Source organism: Psychroflexus longus (assembly GCF_020164595.1).
GTDB lineage: Bacteria > Bacteroidota > Bacteroidia > Flavobacteriales > Flavobacteriaceae > Psychroflexus > Psychroflexus longus.
In genome coordinates this window covers 33,852-50,693 of the sequence record NZ_JAIQZE010000010.1, presented here as the reverse complement: position 1 = coordinate 50,693, position 16,842 = coordinate 33,852, and the positions used below count along the sequence as shown (strand labels likewise).

The window sequence follows — 16,842 nt, the reverse complement described above, 5'->3', positions numbered from 1 at the left end:
AACATGTATAAACTCACTAAAGACATCATATTTCCACATCCAAAATTTGCAGACGACAAAGGATTATTGGCTTTTGGAGGAGATTTGAGTTTGGAACGTATAAAAGTTGCTTATGAAAATGGAATTTTTCCATGGTATGAGGAAGGGCAGCCTATTTTATGGTGGAGTCCAGATCCTCGGATGGTACTGTTTCCTGAGAACTTAAAAGTCTCAAAATCTATGAAGAAGCTTTTTAAAGAAAAAGCCTTCACAGTGACGTACAACAAGGATTTTGAATATGTGATGCGCAAATGTGCAAACATTAATAGAGATCGACAAGACGGCACCTGGATTACTGAAGATATGATAGAGAGTTTCATCAAACTTCATGAAGCAGGATTAGCGAAATCTGTTGAAGTTTGGAAGGATGATAAAATTGTTGGTGGTCTTTATGGAATTCTATTGAAAGAAAAAAAAGTATTTTGTGGAGAAAGCATGTTTACTGAGGCGGACAACGCGTCGAAGTATGGATTCATTACCCTGGTCAAAAATATGGAAAAAAATGGCATTAGTCTTATAGACTGTCAGGTTTATACCAAGCATCTGGAAAGCCTTGGCGCAGAAGAAATAAGCAGGCATAACTTTTTAACCATTTTAAATTCCAAGGTCTAAGAAATTCGAGTTCCATTTTTTAACCTATGATCTAGGGATAAAAGAGATATCCCAATTTCATTATCTACTCCAGCTAGGACCAAACACTCACTCATCATGTTAGCGATTTGTTTGGGTGGGAAATTGACAACAGCTATGATTTGTTTTCCAATGATATTCTCTGGTGAATACAGCCTGTTGATTTGTGCGGAAGAACGCTTCACTCCTAATTCTCCAAAGTCAATTTCTAGTTTTATTGCCGGCTTATTAGCTTCCTTAAATACTTCAGCTTTGAGAATTGTACCAACTCTCATATCTACTTTTTGAAAATCGGACCAGCTTAAATTATTTTCTGAAATATTCATAATTTGTTTTAGTATAATAAATCATTATATCTTAATAAGATAAAAGTAAGTTTCTTTTATAATTGCCTTAACTAACTAGATTTTAATAAATACTAAGTTTACAAAAAAAATATTTAATAATGAGTGATCAAGCTTTACTAAAGCCTATTAAAATGGGCGATATGGAATTAAAAAATAGAGTGATTATGGCTCCAATGACAAGAAATCGAGCCAATAATAAGCATAATGCACCTACGGACCTTCACGCAGAGTATTATAAACAACGCGCAAGTGCAGGACTAATTATAAGCGAAGGTGCCCAAATATCTTATCAAGCCAGAGGGTATATAAATACGGCAGGCATTCATTTGCCAGAACAGATTGAGGGATGGAAAAAGGTGACAGATGCAGTTCATGAAGAGGATGGAAAAATCTTCGTCCAGTTATGGCATGTAGGAAGAATTTCACATCCAGACTTTCATAATGGTGAAAAACCGGTTGCCCCAAGTGCAATTAATGCAAACGCACAATGTTTTACAGAAGAAGGTTTTAAGGATACTGTAGAGCCTAGAGCTATGACAACAGAAGAAGTAAAACAAACTGTTCAGGATTTTAAAAGAGCTGCTAAAAATGCTGTAGACGCAGGTTTTGATGGTATAGAGATTCACTCTTCCAACGGCTATCTACTACATCAATTCTTTAACAAATCTTCCAATCATCGAACAGATGAATACGGCGGGTCGATTGAGAATAGAGCTAGAATACTTTTTGAAATACTGAACGCCGTGAAAGTTTTTATGCCAGAGAATAAGATAGGATTGAGATTAAATCCTTCACTAGATGGAATATTCGGGATGGAAGCTGATGAAGAAACCATTCCAACTTTTGAATATATCGTCAAGAAGCTAAATGAGTATGATTTGGCTTACCTCCACTTGTCAGAACCTTTTAATGATGTAAGTGAAAAGGATTATCTGGTAAGCAATATTGCTGAACACTTTAGACCTTTATACAAAGGAAACCTTATGATCAATGCAGGTTTTGACCAGGATAGCGGAAATAAAGTGATCGAAGAAAGCCATGCGGATATGGTAGCTTTTGGTAAATTATTTATCTCTAATCCAGATTTACCTGTGAGATTTGAAAAAAATGCAGAAATGCAGGACTGGGATCAGGACACCTTTTATGCAATTGGTAAAGAAGGTTATACAGACTATCCCAAACTTGAAGAACAGAAATAATTTAATTTTGTTTAATTTTTAACAATAAATGATTGAACAATATCTATTTTTAGGTAGATTAAAACTCGACCTTTTTTTATGCCTTATTTTTCAAAAGAAGACATTATCAACTTACCTGGAATTGAGCGAATGCACCTCATCAATTCGTGTGGAGGTATTAAATCAGGGAATCTTATTGGCACTGTTTCAAGATCTGGGATTTCCAATTTAGCTGTTTTTAATTCAGTAATTCATTTGGGTAGCAATCCACCGATGTTAAGTTTCATGTTGAGACCTACTACTGTAGAGCGTCATTCGTACGATAACTTCTGTCAAAATTTGTTTTTCACAGTGAATCACATTAATGAAAATTTCGTGGATAAAGCACATCAAACTTCAGCTAAGTATGAGAAAGAAGATTCAGAGTTCAAAAAAGTAGGGTTAACCGAAGAATACATTCATAACTTCAAAGCCCCATTCGTCAAAGAGTCGAAAATTAAAATGGGCTGCAAATACATCAACGAATATTACATCAAAGAAAACGGTTGCAGGCTAATTATTGGAGAAATTCAACATCTCACATTCGATGATGGATTACAAGATAATGACGGATTTTTAGATTTAGCAAAAGCAAATTCAGCAGGAATAATAGGTTTAGACGGCTATGTAAAAACTCAACTCATTGAGAGGTACGAGTATGCAAGGCCAGACAAAACATTAAAAACTTTGAAAAGATAATGGCACATAAAAAAGTAAATCTACCGGAGAAGATATGTGCTACTTGTGGTTTACCATTTGCCTGGAGAAAGAAATGGGAAAAAAATTGGGAAAACGTAAAATATTGTAGCGAAAAATGCAGAAGAAACAAGACATAAATATAGTTTGGTTTAGAAATGATCTACGCACCAGAGATCAAAAATCATTACATGAGGCTTGCCAACACGATGAACCGGTATTAGGCTTATATTGCTTCGATCCAAGACATTACGAAACCACAAAATATGGTTTTAAAAAAACCGAAAAGTACAGAGCTAAATTTTTAATAGAGTCGGTTACTCAACTTTCCACAAATCTGAAAAATCTAAACATCAGCTTGCAAGTTGAGCACGATGAGCCGGTAAATGTGTTGAAACAACTCGACGAAAAGTATAACATCAAGACTGTTTTTTTTCAAACCGAATGGACGAAGGAAGAAAAACAAGTAGAGCTCGAAGTGAAGTCAGCCCTAACAAAATCTAATTTTGTTGATAACTACAATCAATTCCTATTTCATCCGGACGATGTTCCATATGACGACTTTAGTCAGATTCCAGAGGTTTACACAAATTTCAGGAAGAAATGCGAAAAGCAAAGTGAGGTAAGGAGTGAGATTCCTGTCCCAGATGCTCGTTCTTCCAATGATTTATTGGACATTGAAACCAAAATACCAGGTCTTGAAGATTTAGGCTTAGAAGAATTTGAGATGGATGAAAGAACAGCATTTCCATTTCATGGAGGAGAGAATGAAGCCTGGAACCGCCTACAACATTATTTTTGGGATACTAAGAAACTACAGTATTACAAAAAGACCAGAAATGGTTTGCTAGGCAAAGATTACAGTTCCAAATTTTCTGCATGGCTTGCAAACGGAAGTATTTCAGCGGTTTCTATTTATCATGAAGTCAAAAAATTTGAAAAAAAAATTAAGAAAAATCAGGATACTTATTGGTTGATATTTGAGCTCATCTGGAGAGATTACTTCAAATATGTTTCGCTTAAACACGGCAACAAAATATTTCAGTTGAAAGGTATTACCAACAAGAATTATGACTGGGGAAATAGTAGTAAAGCCATCAATCAATGGATTAATGGTAACACTCCAGAATCATTTGTCAATGCCAATATGATAGAAATTCGTGAAACTGGTTTTATGAGTAATCGCGGTAGACAAAACGTCAATAGTTACTGGGCAAAGGAATGGAAACAGGACTGGAGGATTGGTGCTGCATATTTTGAAGCCATGTTGGTGGATTATGATGTCCACAGCAACTGGGGCAACTGGATGTACAACTCCGGAGTGGGCAATGATCCTAGAGACAGAAAATTCAATATAAAAAGCCAGGCAGATCGTTATGATTCCAACGGAAAGTACCAGAGAACTTGGTTGCAGGACTCTTTGTTCTAAGAGCCAGGAACCTGCTCTCAGCTAAATCTTGCCCTATGAGCTACAGCAAACTAGGCTTTATAAAAGAGCTTCTTATCAGTCGCTTTTTAGAAAGCAGTTTGCAAAGTCACTCAAAGGCCAAGGATATCGCTTCCATCAGGGCTATTTAGGTAGTAGAAAATTAAAGAATAAGATTGTAAAAATTGATGCAATGGAAAAAACATTACGATTTATACTCGGTGACCAGCTAAACCACAAGCATTCCTGGTTTCAGGAAAGAAATGAGAACGTCATTTACTTCATGGCAGAAACTCAACAGGAAACTGGTTATGTAAGACATCACGTGCAAAAGGTAGTGGCTTTCTTTCTATCCATGAGAAATTTTGCAAATGAGCTAAAAGAAAAAGGACATCAAGTGATTTATTATCAGATTGATGATAAGAAAAATCAACAGAATTTGCCATCCAACCTTGACCAAATCTTAAAGGAAGAACATATTGAACATTTTGAATATTTGTATCCAGACGAATATAGACTTGACATTAAGTTAAAAACTTACTGTAATAAGTTAGATATTACAAGTGAAGCTTATGACACTGAGCATTTCTACACAAAAAGAGAAGACATAGAAAAGTTTTTCGAGGGTAAAAAGGAAATGACCATGGAGTACTTCTACAGAGATATGCGGAAGAAACATGGGATAATGATGCTCAATGACAAAAAACCCGAAGGTGGAGAATGGAATTACGACAAAAGCAATCGTAAAAAATGGACCGGAAAGCCATCTATACCAGAGGCGAAAACTTTTGATAAAGACATCAGTGGGGTTTTGAAACAACTGAAGGCAATGGATGTAAAAACCATGGGGAGAATTGACGAGAACAAATTCCCTTGGCCTACATCCAGAGAAGAATGCCTAAAAGTGCTAGATTATTTTTGTGAGAATTTACTGGTTCATTTTGGTGACTACGAAGATGCACTTCACACCGACCAGAAGTTCTTATTTCACTCAAGGCTTTCCTTTGCCATGAATAGTAAGATGTTATCTCCAAAAGAAGTTATTGAAACAACATTAGATTATTATTACGAGAATAAAGAAAATATTGATATTTCTCAAATTGAAGGATTTGTAAGGCAAATTTTGGGTTGGAGAGAGTTCATGAGAGGTATTTATTGGAAAGAAATGCCTGGCTATAAGTCCAAAAATGAACTTAAAAACACCAACAAACTTCCAGATTTTTATTGGACTGGTGAAACGGATATGAATTGCCTAAAGCATTCTGTCAATCAAAGTCTTGATGACGCTTATGCGCATCACATTCAGCGATTGATGATTTTAGGAAACTTCGCCTTATTAACCATGACCGATCCAGATGAAGTCGATGCTTGGTATCTCGGTGTATATATAGACGCGATCGAATGGGTTGAACTAACTAACACGAGAGGAATGAGTCAATTTGCAGATGGCGGTATCGTAGCTACCAAACCCTATGTTTCCAGTGGGAGTTACATCAATAAAATGGGGAACTACTGTAAGTCCTGCAAGTATAAGGTAAGCAAAAAAGAAGGCGATGATGCCTGTCCATTCAACAACTTATACTGGAATTTTCTTTATGAAAAACAAGAGCATTTTAAAGGAAATATGCGAATGAATATGATGATGAGTCTTCTCAAAAAAATGAAAAAGGAAACGCTTGATAACCACATTAATCGCTCAAGAGAAATAATAAAAAACCCTGGTAATTTTTAAAATATTTAAGAAATTTCTATACTTTTGGCTTTCAATCAAAAATCAAAACAAATGAAAAAGTCAATCTTATCAATTACAATGGCTGCACTTCTTGGATTAGGAATAGTGAGCTGTAGAGAACAAAAAAGTGATGCTGAAAAAGCAGCAGACGAAGTAGAAGAGTCCATGGAAGATGCTGGTGATGCAGTTGAAGACGCTGCAGATGAAACTGGTGATGCGGTAGAAGATGCTGCTGAAGAAACTGGAGATGCAATGGAAGAAACTAAGGAAGAAATGTAATTGCATTTTAAATTCTTATCATAAAAAGCTTACACTTGACAGTGTAAGCTTTTTTAATTTATGAATAATGCCATTTCCTTTTGAAGTGCTTTAGCTTTTAACTTCGCTTTTTCGGCGAAATCGTTTTGATTTGATGCATAAATAATTCCTCTGGAAGAATTGATAAGCAATCCATAAGAGCTATTCATTCCGTTCTTACATACCTCTTTTAATGAGCCGCCTTGTGCACCAACTCCTGGAATAAGTAAAAAACTATTGGGTAGAATTGACCTAATTGACTTTAAATGATCTGCTTTAGTAGCTCCTATTACATACATCAATTGCTGACTATTTTCCCAGGTCTGTGATTTTTTTAATACGTTTTCAAACAGAAATTCATCTTCAGATTTCAAGAACTGAAAATCCTCGGATCCCTGATTTGAAGTTAGTCCCAATAAAATCGTATGCTTATCATTAAAACTCAAAAAAGGCTCAACCGAATCTCTACCCATATAAGGAGCGACTGTAACAGAGTCAAAATTTAAATTTTTAAAAAAAGCTTTGGCATACATTGAAGATGTATTCCCAATATCACCACGCTTAGCATCAGCAATGGTGAATTGCTCGGGATAAAACGTGTTGAGATAGTCTATGGTTTTCTTAAGTGCTGCCCAACCTTTAAGTCCTTGAGCTTCATAAAATGCGGTATTAGGCTTGAAGGCTACACAAAATTCCTGTGTGGCTTCAATTATAGCCTTATTAAATTCAAAAATAGGATCTTCATGATCAAGCAAGTGCTTGGGTATTTTTTCTAAATCCACATCCAAACCAACACAAAGCATGGACTTTTTCTTTTCAATTTGCTGGATTAACTTTTGAATTTCCATTAACTTTTATAAATCGTCAGAGATATTTTTGAGTTTTTCGGTATTATCAACGAGTTTTAATTCATTAATTATTTTTTCAATATCACCGTTTATAACGTTGTCTAGATCATAAAGCGTCAAGTTGATTCTGTGATCTGTGACTCTGCTTTGTGCGTAATTATAGGTTCTAATTTTTGCACTTCGGTCACCACTAGTCACCATAGAACCTCTTTTTTCAGCATCTTCTGCCTGTTTTTTAGCGAGTTCCATTTCATAAAGTCTAGATCGTAAAACTCTAAAAGCCTTTTCTTTATTCTTATGCTGTGATTTTTGATCTTGACACTGAGCTACAATTCCGGTAGGTTCGTGTGTTAATCTTACTGCAGAATAAGTTGTATTAACCGATTGTCCACCTGGTCCTGAAGAACAGAAATAATCGATACGTACATCTTTAGGGTTTACTTCTATATCAAACTCTTCCGCTTCAGGAAAAACCATAACTGTAGCAGCACTGGTATGTACACGGCCTTGAGTTTCTGTTTGTGGTACACGTTGCACACGATGCACGCCTGCTTCATACTTCAAGGTTCCATAAACGTCTTCTCCGGAAACTTCAAATTGAATCTCTTTGTATCCACCATTAGTGCCTTCACTATAGTCCACAACATCTACTTTCCAGCCTTTGCCTTCGCAGTATTTTGTCAACATTCTAAAAATATCTCCGGCAAAAATACTTGCTTCATCACCACCAGCTCCAGCCCTTACTTCAACAACTGCATTCTTTGCATCTTCGGGATCTTTGGGAATAAGCATCATCCGGATTTTTTCCTCGAGTTTTGGCAGTTCATCTTTGGCTTCATCATACTGAAGCTTGGCCATGTCTACCATTTCAGAATCAGACTCATTCGAAATAATTTCTTCTGCTTCCTCTATGTTGTTTTTCAATTCAATATAAACCTCGCGCTCATCCATGATGGCTTTGAGATCTTTGTACTCTTTAGAAAGATTTATATAACGCTTTTGATCAGACATGATGTCTGGCTGAATGATAAGATCACTCACTTCATCAAAACGTTGTTTTATAAAATTTAATTTATCTAGCATATCTATTAAATGTGATGCAAATTTAAGTGAATTCTGATGATTTTTTTACCACAAAACCTCCTTAATCTTTTATATAATAAAGTGTCTCTACAAGTCAATGGCGATGCCTATACCCAATTGCTGCTTAAGCTGAACTTTGGGACCTCCCTGAGTAAGTGAGCCATCTTCGGCTTCATTTTGCACTTTGATGTCGTCATCGTATCTGATATGAGCGCCTAGATTTGCTCTCATGAAACTATTAATTTTGAAATCTAAAACAAGCTCCCAGTCAATATCAATATTTCCAAAATTGTTTAAATAATCTGTGTATAGGCTTATTCTGCTGGAAAGCACAGTACTTTCAAACAGCTTTTGTTCAAAATCATTGGTTACCAAAATACCGAGTTCATTTCTGGAAGTTTTTCCTTCTCTTATAATTACACCCTGATCATTCCTTACAGCTTCTCTTACACCAAAAGCTCCTTGGTTTGCCAAGCGTTGGTTTAATACAAACGTTGACTTTTGTGTTAAAGGAGATAAATAGAGTTCAAAGTTGCTTTTAGTTTCAACAAATTTTGCACCTGCACCAAGAAAAATATAGCCGGGCGCCATAAACTCTGAAATTGAAACCTCTGTGTCTGGATAATCAAATCCTCTGGCAACTTGAGTTTTAAACCTAAATTTACCAGTGTAAAACCATTTCGAGTTTTTAGAAATTTCATAGCCAAAAGATGAATTAAACTCCAAATCATCATCAGTTTTTCTCAGCTCCTGACCTTCCTGTTGATTAATTCCGTACCTGAATCGAAATTGATTATCCCATCTAAAACCATCATTATTATAGGCCCTTACTAAATTCATCCCGTAAAGCCCAGAGATTGAATTTACACCCCCTGCGTTCCAGTTCACAAATGCAACTTCACTCACGTCCAAAGTGAACTTATTCACAGATTCCCAAAAACTAGTTCTACCAGTTCTTGGCACCAACTCGTTGTAACTGAACTCATATTTAACTACCAGATCCAAGCTTGTTTTGATAAATGGGGTTGCGCCCACTGGAAAAATATTATCCCCAATGGGTTTCACATCAATAATTTCTCCAAAAGACTGAGAAAATCCATGAGTTATACAACCCAGGAAAAAAACGACTATTAAAACTCGATTCATTAATATTTATTGATAAACGAAATGACCTTGGTCTGATGAAATACTTAGAGATTTATTTTCTGAAGCTTCTACCCTTCCTACTATTTGCGCATCAACATTGAAGCTCTTTGAAATCTCTATAATTTCATCAGCAACAGACTCATCAACATAAAATTCTAAACGATGTCCCATGTTAAAAACCTGATACATTTCTCTCCAGTTTGTTTGGCTTTCTTCTTGTATGAGTTGAAATAACGGAGGAACATCGAACATATTATCTTTTATGATGTGCAAGTTATTGACAAAATGAAGTATTTTAGTTTGAGCTCCGCCACTGCAATGAACCATGCCATTTATAGATTTTCTACCTAGTTTTTCAAAAATCTTTTTAACTATTGGTGCATAAGTTCGAGTTGGAGATAAGATCAATTTACCTACGTCTGGTAAAGTTTCAGAAATATGATCGGTCAAAGATTTACTACCTGAGTAAATTAAATCTTTCGGAACATCAGGATCAAAAGATTCTGGGTATTTCTCAGCTAACTTGTGGTTCAGAACATCATGTCTGGCTGAAGTTAATCCATTGCTTCCCATACCACCATTATATTGATCTTCGTATGCTGCCTTACCAAAAGATGAAAGTCCAACAATGACGTTACCAGGTTTTATATTAGCATTATCAATAACATCATTTTTTTGCATTCTGGCCGTTACTGTGGAATCAACGATGATAGTTCTCACTAAATCACCGACATCTGCAGTCTCTCCTCCAGTTGTATAAACATTGACACCATGTGCTTTTAAGTCATTGACTAAATTTTCAGTACCGTTAATGATTTCAGCAATAACATCTCCAGGAATTAAGTTTTTATTTCTACCTATAGTTGAAGACACCAAAATATGATCTGTAGCTCCTACACAAAGCAAGTCGTCAATATTCATAATCAATGCATCCTGAGCTATTCCTTTCCAGACGGATAGGTCGCCAGTTTCTTTCCAATAAAGATAAGCGAGTGAAGACTTAGTTCCTGCACCATCGGCGTGCATGACAACGCAATGATCGTCACTACCGGTAAGATAGTCTGGAATAATCTTGCAAAAAGCCTGTGGAAAAAGGCCTTTATCTATATTCTTTATGGCTTTGTGGACATCTTCCTTTTGTGAAGAAACCCCTCTTTTTGCATATCTATCTTGATCACTCATCTTAAAAAATTTATGGCAAATTTATAAAAAAATAACCCAGCCGTAGTAAACATACTAGACTGGGTGAAAGAAATCTATTTATTGTTTTATTTAGTAAATAAAAGCTCTCTATATTTAGTCATAGGCCAAATTTCATTATCCACTAATAGTTCTAATTTATCACAGTGGTAACGAATATCATCAAAGTAAGGTTTCACCTGATTGCAATATGCAAAGGCTTTTTCTGTAGGATCTTCAAGAACATTAGCCTTTTTACGCTCTTCTATCATCAACTCTACTTCTTCATTTATCTTTTCTATATGCTCAGAAATAGCTTCAATAATGCTGATCTGTTGCTTGGCTTGATCTTTAAAGTTTGAACCATATATCTCTTTTAAGCCCTTCACGTTTTTGATAAGTACGTTTTGATACTTAATAGCTGTTGGGATAATATGATTTCTGGCGATATCACCTAGGACTCTACCTTCAATCTGAATATGCTTGGAATAATCTTCGATCTCGATTTCATACCTAGCTTTGACTTCTCTTTCATTCATGATATTAAGTTCCCCAAACAGATCAATAGCCTTTTTAGAAATCTTTGCCTTAAGGGCTTCAGGTGTTGTTCTAAAATTACTCAAACCACGTTTTTTCGCTTCTTTTTCCCAAGCTTCACCATATCCATCGCCTTCAAATCGTATTTTTTTAGACGATTTAATGTACTCTCTCAAAACATTAAAGATAGCATCGTCTTTTTTCATTTTATTATCTGAAATAAGACTATCAACCTCAATTTTAAATTCTTTAAGTTGTTTTGTAACTATTGCATTGAGAACTGTCATAGGATCTGCACAGTTTGCAGTTGATCCTACGGCTCTTAATTCAAACTTATTCCCTGTAAATGCAAAAGGTGAAGTCCTATTTCTATCAGTATTATCCAATAAAATTTCTGGAATTTTACCTACTACATTGAGTTTAAGTTCAGTTTTTTCTTGTGGGGATAACTTTCCGTCAGTAACTTTTTCAAGTTCATCAAGAACTTTGGTAAGTTGTGATCCAATGAAAACTGACATTACTGCTGGTGGTGCTTCATTTGCACCTAATCTATGATCGTTGGAAGCAGAGGCGATAGTCGCTCTTATGATTTCTTCATTTTCATAAAAGGCCTTAATCGTATTAATGAAAAATGTGAGGAATCTCATATTTTTCATAGGCGTCTTTCCAGGACTTAGTAAGTTAGCTCCAGTATCTGTTGCCAAAGACCAGTTATTATGTTTTCCGCTACCGTTTACCCCTTGGAATGGTTTTTCATGAAATAGCACTTTAAAATGATGACGCTCTGCAATTTTATCCATCACATCCATCAATAATGAATTGTGGTCTACTGCAAGGTTAACCTCTTCGAAAATTGGAGCAAGTTCAAATTGATTTGGTGCTACTTCATTGTGTCTAGTTTTGACAGGAATTCCAAGCAACATACATTCTTTTTCCAAATCTCTCATATAGTTGAGAACACGACTAGGAATAGATCCGAAGTAATGGTCGTCAAGCTGTTGACCTTTTGCCGGAGAGTGACCTATTAAGGTTCGACCTGACATCATCAAATCTGGACGCGATGAAGCTAAAGCTGAATCTACAAGAAAATATTCTTGTTCCCAGCCTAATGTGGTTATGACTTTATTTGTCTTTTTATCAAAATATTTAGCTACATCTGTAGCCGCTTTATCTAATGCGGAAACCGATCTCAACAGCGGTGTTTTATAATCTAAAGCTTCTCCAGTGTAAGACACGAAAATTGTTGGAATACATAAAGTAGGCCCCCAAACGAAAGCAGGCGAAGATGGATCCCAGGCCGTATAACCTCTGGCTTCAAAAGTATTTCTGATTCCACCGTGAGGAAGACTGGATGCATCTGGTTCCTGCTGAACCAATTGAGAACCACTGAATTTTTCCATGGCACCTCCGTCTTCAATAGTTTCAAAAAAAGCATCGTGTTTTTCGGCTGTTGATCCTGTGAGCGGCTGAAACCAGTGTGTATAATGGGTCGCTCCTTTTGAAATAGCCCATTCTTTCATCCCTGTTGAAATATTTTCCGCAAGCGAACGATCTATTTTAGTGCCGCTTTCTATTGCACTTTTTAGCCCTTCAAAAGAGTCTTTGGTAAGGTATTGGCGCATAGCCTTTTGGTTAAAAACATTGCTTCCAAAAAGATCGGAGCGGCGTTCGTCTTCCTGAATTTTAACCGGTGTTCTATTAAGTGATTCTTTTAAAGCATTAAATCTCAAAGTTGCCATGTTGAATTAAGTTTTGAATTCAAACAAAAATAGATAATTTTAGAATATGATATAAAATAAAGGGGGTTAAATTTAATAAGACAGCATTTTTAAAAAATAACCCCTCTATTTTTTAATGAAGGTTAGAAGTAGAAACAAAATATAAGCTAAAAATATAATAACCCCCTTATATCTAGATATTGTGTTTTTTGGAGGCAGAAAAACTAATGGAAGAAGTACCAATGAAAATCCAATCATCCACAAAATATCATTGCTTAAAACTTCCTCAGATTGAAGAAAGATAGGTTGAATGAGTGCGGTGAGTCCTATTACAGAACCAATATTAAAAATATTGGAACCTATAAGGTTTCCTAATGAGATCCCTTTTTCTTTCTTCAGTGCAGCAATTACGGAAGCAGCCAATTCAGGTACACTTGTGCCCACTGCTATCATCGTTACAGAGATAATTCGTTCGCTTACGTCAAACGATTCTGCTATTCCTACAGCGCCATCAACTAACCATTCAGACCCAAAATAAAGTCCTGCGGCACCTATAAAAAGCCATAGAATTATTTTAAAAATGGAGGTGTGAGTTAGGGTTTCATCTACACCTTCAGAACCATCAACTTGTCCTTTTATAGCTTTTCGAATCAAAATCAGAACAAAAATAAAAATGACTATTAATAAGGCTATCCCTTCAACTCTGGATATTTGCTTCCCTGTAAAAAGAAATAAATAAAGCAATCCAGATAATAAAATCATAACTGGAAAATTAAATTTCAAAAAGTCCTTATCGGTGTCTATTGAAGAAATAATAGCAGTGAGACCGAGTACCAAGCCTATGTTAGCAATATTTGACCCAATAACATTTCCTAAGGAGATATCAGAAAAACCGGACAAGGCGGCCTGTAAGCTTACTAAAAGTTCCGGAGCTGATGTAGCAAATGATACAACAGTAAGACCGATGATCATTTTTGATATATTAAATCTTAATGAAAGAGCAACAGAAGATCTTACTAAAAACTCTCCTCCTACCACTAAAAGAATAAATCCTAAGATTACTAAAAAAATATCCATTAATTTTTTTTAGCGAAAATAGGATTTTGAAAGATATGTGATTATAAAATCTCCTCTAAAGTTTGATGTTATAAATTTAAAGTCAACGTAACCATATAATTATTCATAAAACTTTGTATGTCTGCTTCCTGAGTTATATCTGTAAAATATAAAATGCCTTGTCGATCTTGATCTACACGTTGGTAGGAGAAATCCAAAATGGCATTGCCAAAATTGAAGCCTAACCCAAAAGAATACCCCGTCGTATCACCAAGAAAATTTTCATCTGAATATGGACTTTCTTGAATAAAGTAACCAGCCCTTAAACTAGTATTTTGAATTCTGTATTCACCACCAAGATTGAAAGTAGAAGCTCCTGACATTAAGTTTGAAATTTCATCATTTTGAAAACCAAATCCTCTTGAAGTGAATTCCATAGCTGAAAAATCTTTATAACTGTAATCAAAACTGATTAACCCAGAGCCTCCAAATACGTAAGCTGTGCTCAAAGACAATCGCCCTGGAGTTTTAAAATTATAATCTGGATAAATATTGAGGATATCTGGATCTAGGATCGCTGGAGTATTAACGCCTGCCCTTACCGTTTCTAATCTTTGGATAAGTTCTTCTGAAATACTCATCCAAGTTGGAGAATCATAGGTAAAACCTAACCTCCACTCTTCGGTGATTTTGGCAATTCCACCCAACTGGAATGAAAATCCACTACCTCTAATTCTTAAATCATTATCAAAAAATATTTCATTTACTCCAGGCCCAGAATTAAATTCATCAAATAAAGTTTCTCTTCTATATTCCGAAAAATGAAAATTAAGGTTCAATCCTAGATGAAGCCGATCACCAATCATACCTCCACCATTAATCGTATATTTCCCTGAACTCCCTCTAGTGGTTTCACTATAATTTTGATTGGAACTCGTCCCAAAAACATTACTCACGTATGAAGTATTATTAGGATTGTCAGGATTTGCAGCATCAATTATGAATGTGTTATACCCTATAAAGCCCTGTTGAGCGGCAAAATTTTGTCTTCTGCCAAAGTCACGATAAGCTCCAATAGGATTTGACAAACCTTGATCAAATGTATTAAGGGCAGTTCCATCTGCTCTGTTGATAAAATAATCTGCAATGGTTTCTATATTATCTCCATTCACAAAATATTCGTTATCGTAATTATTTGTTCTGTTGTATGAAAATCCTAATGTCAATTTCTTAAATAAGGCATCTTGATTATTGGCTTCAAATACAAATACTGCGCCTAGCTGATTAAGATCAAAATTTGATGAAGACGTAGAGTTGAAACCTCCTCCATAAAAAGCGTCATTATTGACAGAGGTTAAATCTAAAGATCCTGAAAATTTATTATTTAAAAAAACTGCAGAACTCGCTGGGTTAATATTAATCGCAGATATATCTCCACCTAGAGCACCGAATGCTCCTCCCATTGCTGTATACCTTGCAGTTCCGTTAACTTCCTGAGTAGAAAACCGTAGAGCATCTGTAATATCCTGCGAGAAGCCACTTGTACCAATAAATAAGACTAAAATTATAAACCTTTTCATTCGATCTGTTTTGATTAAAAATTATCCTCTTCCTCCTGAACTTCTACCACCAGAAGATCTTCCACCGGATGATCTTCCTCCAGAAGACCTTGAACTACTACCACTGCTTCTCGTAGAAGAACTTCTTGATGAGCTGCCTGTAGATCTAACACCAGAACTTCTTGATGAACCGCTTGAAGATCTAACACCAGAACTCCTCGTACTTCTGGAAGATGAATTATATAATCCTGCTCTAGAAGAATTGTTTGAATAGCTTGAATTTGTTCTGGATCTTGCATTCACATTATTAGAATTTCTAATTCCAGATCTTGAATAATTAGAGGAACTTCTTACCCCAATGCTTCTTGAGTTGTTTACTCTATTAGAATATCTTGAAGTATTAGTTCGTGTACTTCTAGCAACATTAGACCTGTTACTTGAAGCTCTGGTAACGTTACCTCTAGATCTTGTAGAATTTGCTCTAGTAACATTAGATCTGGCAGTTCCTGATCTATTACTATAATTACCTCTCGAGTTTGTTAAAGATCTAGTATTGCTTGTATACCCTCTATTGTATCTATTATAAGCTATACCATTATATCCTCTGCCATAAAAGCCGCCACCATAGAAACCACCATAAAAAGGATAACCAAATCCTCCGCCATAGAATCCTGGGCCAAAAAAGCCGCCGTAACCAAATCCTCCATAACCGAATCCTCCATAGCCAAATCCTCCCCAGCCTGGACCATAAAAGCCTCCATATCCAAATCTACCGAAACCCCAACTTGGGCCATAAAAGCCTCCTCCAAAGAATGGTCCACCGAAACCAAAGCCGCCCCAACTAGGACCGAAAAAGCCATTATTTATGTAGTTAACGCTTACGGAAGTTGGGTTTGTACCCCAACCGGCATTATTACCATTGTACACTGGTTCTTCGTAATATTTTTCCTCTTCAGTATAGTTGCCATCATCAGATGAATAATTGTCAACATCAGTAAATACTTCATTATTAGAAATTCTAGCTTCAGAAATCATTTGCCCCTGATCTTGAAAGAACTTTGAGTAAGTATTTGTTTGGTTATCTGAATTCTGAACTGAAATGGATTTTCGTTGTGTAGTATTTTCATTAGAAACTGACCTTCTAGTCTCCGAAGGGACGCTAGATCCATAAATTCCATCAGACGTAGAATTTACATTTCTGTAAGACGAACACGAAGTCAAGAAAACCACAGATAATATTCCTAAGGATACGAAATTTAAAATTTTGTTTGATTGTATCATAACTTGTGGTTTTTATTATTACTATTATCAAATTTAATTAGTTTTGTGCTA

16 protein-coding genes are annotated in these 16,842 nt (G+C 35.7%); 7 read left to right on the top strand and 9 right to left on the bottom strand.

The annotated features are described in order from the left end of the window. The first annotated feature begins 3 nt into the window (after positions 1–3). A complete protein-coding gene (gene aat, locus LB452_RS09730; protein WP_224461550.1) occupies positions 4–651 on the top strand; it encodes a leucyl/phenylalanyl-tRNA--protein transferase in 648 nt (215 codons plus the stop codon). Here the strand turns inward: aat and LB452_RS09725 are convergent. Further along, complete coding sequence (locus LB452_RS09725; RefSeq protein WP_224461549.1) at positions 648–995, bottom strand: tRNA-binding protein; 348 nt, start codon at positions 993–995, stop codon at positions 648–650. The two genes, aat and LB452_RS09725, sit on opposite strands and share 4 nt — an antisense overlap. 119 nt (positions 996–1,114) lie before the next feature. Here LB452_RS09725 and LB452_RS09720 point away from each other — a divergent pair, with 119 nt between their 5' ends. From LB452_RS09720 to LB452_RS09695, 6 genes are all read left to right on the top strand, one after another. After that, positions 1,115–2,215, top strand: coding sequence for an alkene reductase (locus tag LB452_RS09720; protein WP_224461548.1), 1,101 nt, complete (start codon positions 1,115–1,117; stop codon positions 2,213–2,215). A gap of 78 nt (positions 2,216–2,293) precedes the next feature. After that, positions 2,294–2,932 (top strand): flavin reductase family protein, encoded by a 639-nt coding sequence (locus LB452_RS09715; protein ID WP_224461547.1) that lies wholly within the window; start codon positions 2,294–2,296, stop codon positions 2,930–2,932. Further along, positions 2,932–3,069, top strand: coding sequence for a DUF2256 domain-containing protein (locus LB452_RS13635; RefSeq protein WP_224461546.1), 138 nt, complete (start codon positions 2,932–2,934; stop codon positions 3,067–3,069). Before LB452_RS09715 ends, LB452_RS13635 begins: the two co-directional genes overlap by 1 nt. Next, positions 3,048–4,358, top strand: a complete 1,311-nt coding sequence (locus tag LB452_RS09705) for a DASH family cryptochrome (RefSeq protein WP_224461545.1) — start codon at positions 3,048–3,050, stop codon at positions 4,356–4,358. The genes LB452_RS13635 and LB452_RS09705 overlap by 22 nt, the downstream gene beginning before the upstream one ends. A 190-nt stretch (positions 4,359–4,548) precedes the next feature. Further along, complete coding sequence (locus LB452_RS09700) at positions 4,549–6,087, top strand: cryptochrome/photolyase family protein (RefSeq protein ID WP_224461544.1); 1,539 nt, start codon at positions 4,549–4,551, stop codon at positions 6,085–6,087. Positions 6,088–6,138: 51 nt separating this feature from the next. Next, positions 6,139–6,366 (top strand): hypothetical protein, encoded by a 228-nt coding sequence (locus tag LB452_RS09695; RefSeq protein WP_224461543.1) that lies wholly within the window; start codon positions 6,139–6,141, stop codon positions 6,364–6,366. A gap of 53 nt (positions 6,367–6,419) precedes the next feature. Here LB452_RS09695 and pyrF read toward each other — a convergent pair whose 3' ends face one another. From pyrF to LB452_RS09655, 8 genes are all read right to left on the bottom strand, one after another. After that, positions 6,420–7,232: an orotidine-5'-phosphate decarboxylase gene (gene pyrF, locus LB452_RS09690; RefSeq protein WP_224461542.1), complete on the bottom strand. Its 813-nt coding sequence runs from the start codon at positions 7,230–7,232 to the stop codon at positions 6,420–6,422. Between the two features lie 6 nt (positions 7,233–7,238). Beyond that, the gene (gene prfA, locus LB452_RS09685) at positions 7,239–8,315 is read right to left on the bottom strand and encodes a peptide chain release factor 1 (RefSeq protein ID WP_224461541.1); all 1,077 of its coding nucleotides are present in this window, start codon (positions 8,313–8,315) and stop codon (positions 7,239–7,241) included. 87 nt (positions 8,316–8,402) lie between these two features. After that, on the bottom strand, positions 8,403–9,461 hold the full coding sequence (locus tag LB452_RS09680) for a DUF3078 domain-containing protein (RefSeq protein ID WP_224461540.1): 1,059 nt from the start codon (positions 9,459–9,461) through the stop codon (positions 8,403–8,405). Between the two features lie 6 nt (positions 9,462–9,467). Continuing rightward, positions 9,468–10,643 (bottom strand): AIR synthase related protein, encoded by a 1,176-nt coding sequence (locus LB452_RS09675; RefSeq protein ID WP_224461539.1) that lies wholly within the window; start codon positions 10,641–10,643, stop codon positions 9,468–9,470. A gap of 86 nt (positions 10,644–10,729) precedes the next feature. Then, complete coding sequence (locus LB452_RS09670) at positions 10,730–12,916, bottom strand: glutamine synthetase III family protein (protein WP_224461538.1); 2,187 nt, start codon at positions 12,914–12,916, stop codon at positions 10,730–10,732. 105 nt (positions 12,917–13,021) lie between these two features. After that, positions 13,022–13,972 (bottom strand): calcium/sodium antiporter, encoded by a 951-nt coding sequence (locus tag LB452_RS09665; RefSeq protein WP_224461537.1) that lies wholly within the window; start codon positions 13,970–13,972, stop codon positions 13,022–13,024. A gap of 68 nt (positions 13,973–14,040) precedes the next feature. Beyond that, positions 14,041–15,531, bottom strand: coding sequence for an OmpP1/FadL family transporter (locus LB452_RS09660; RefSeq protein WP_224461536.1), 1,491 nt, complete (start codon positions 15,529–15,531; stop codon positions 14,041–14,043). A gap of 21 nt (positions 15,532–15,552) precedes the next feature. Beyond that, positions 15,553–16,791, bottom strand: coding sequence for a hypothetical protein (locus LB452_RS09655; RefSeq protein ID WP_224461535.1), 1,239 nt, complete (start codon positions 16,789–16,791; stop codon positions 15,553–15,555). Positions 16,792–16,842 lie beyond the last annotated feature (51 nt).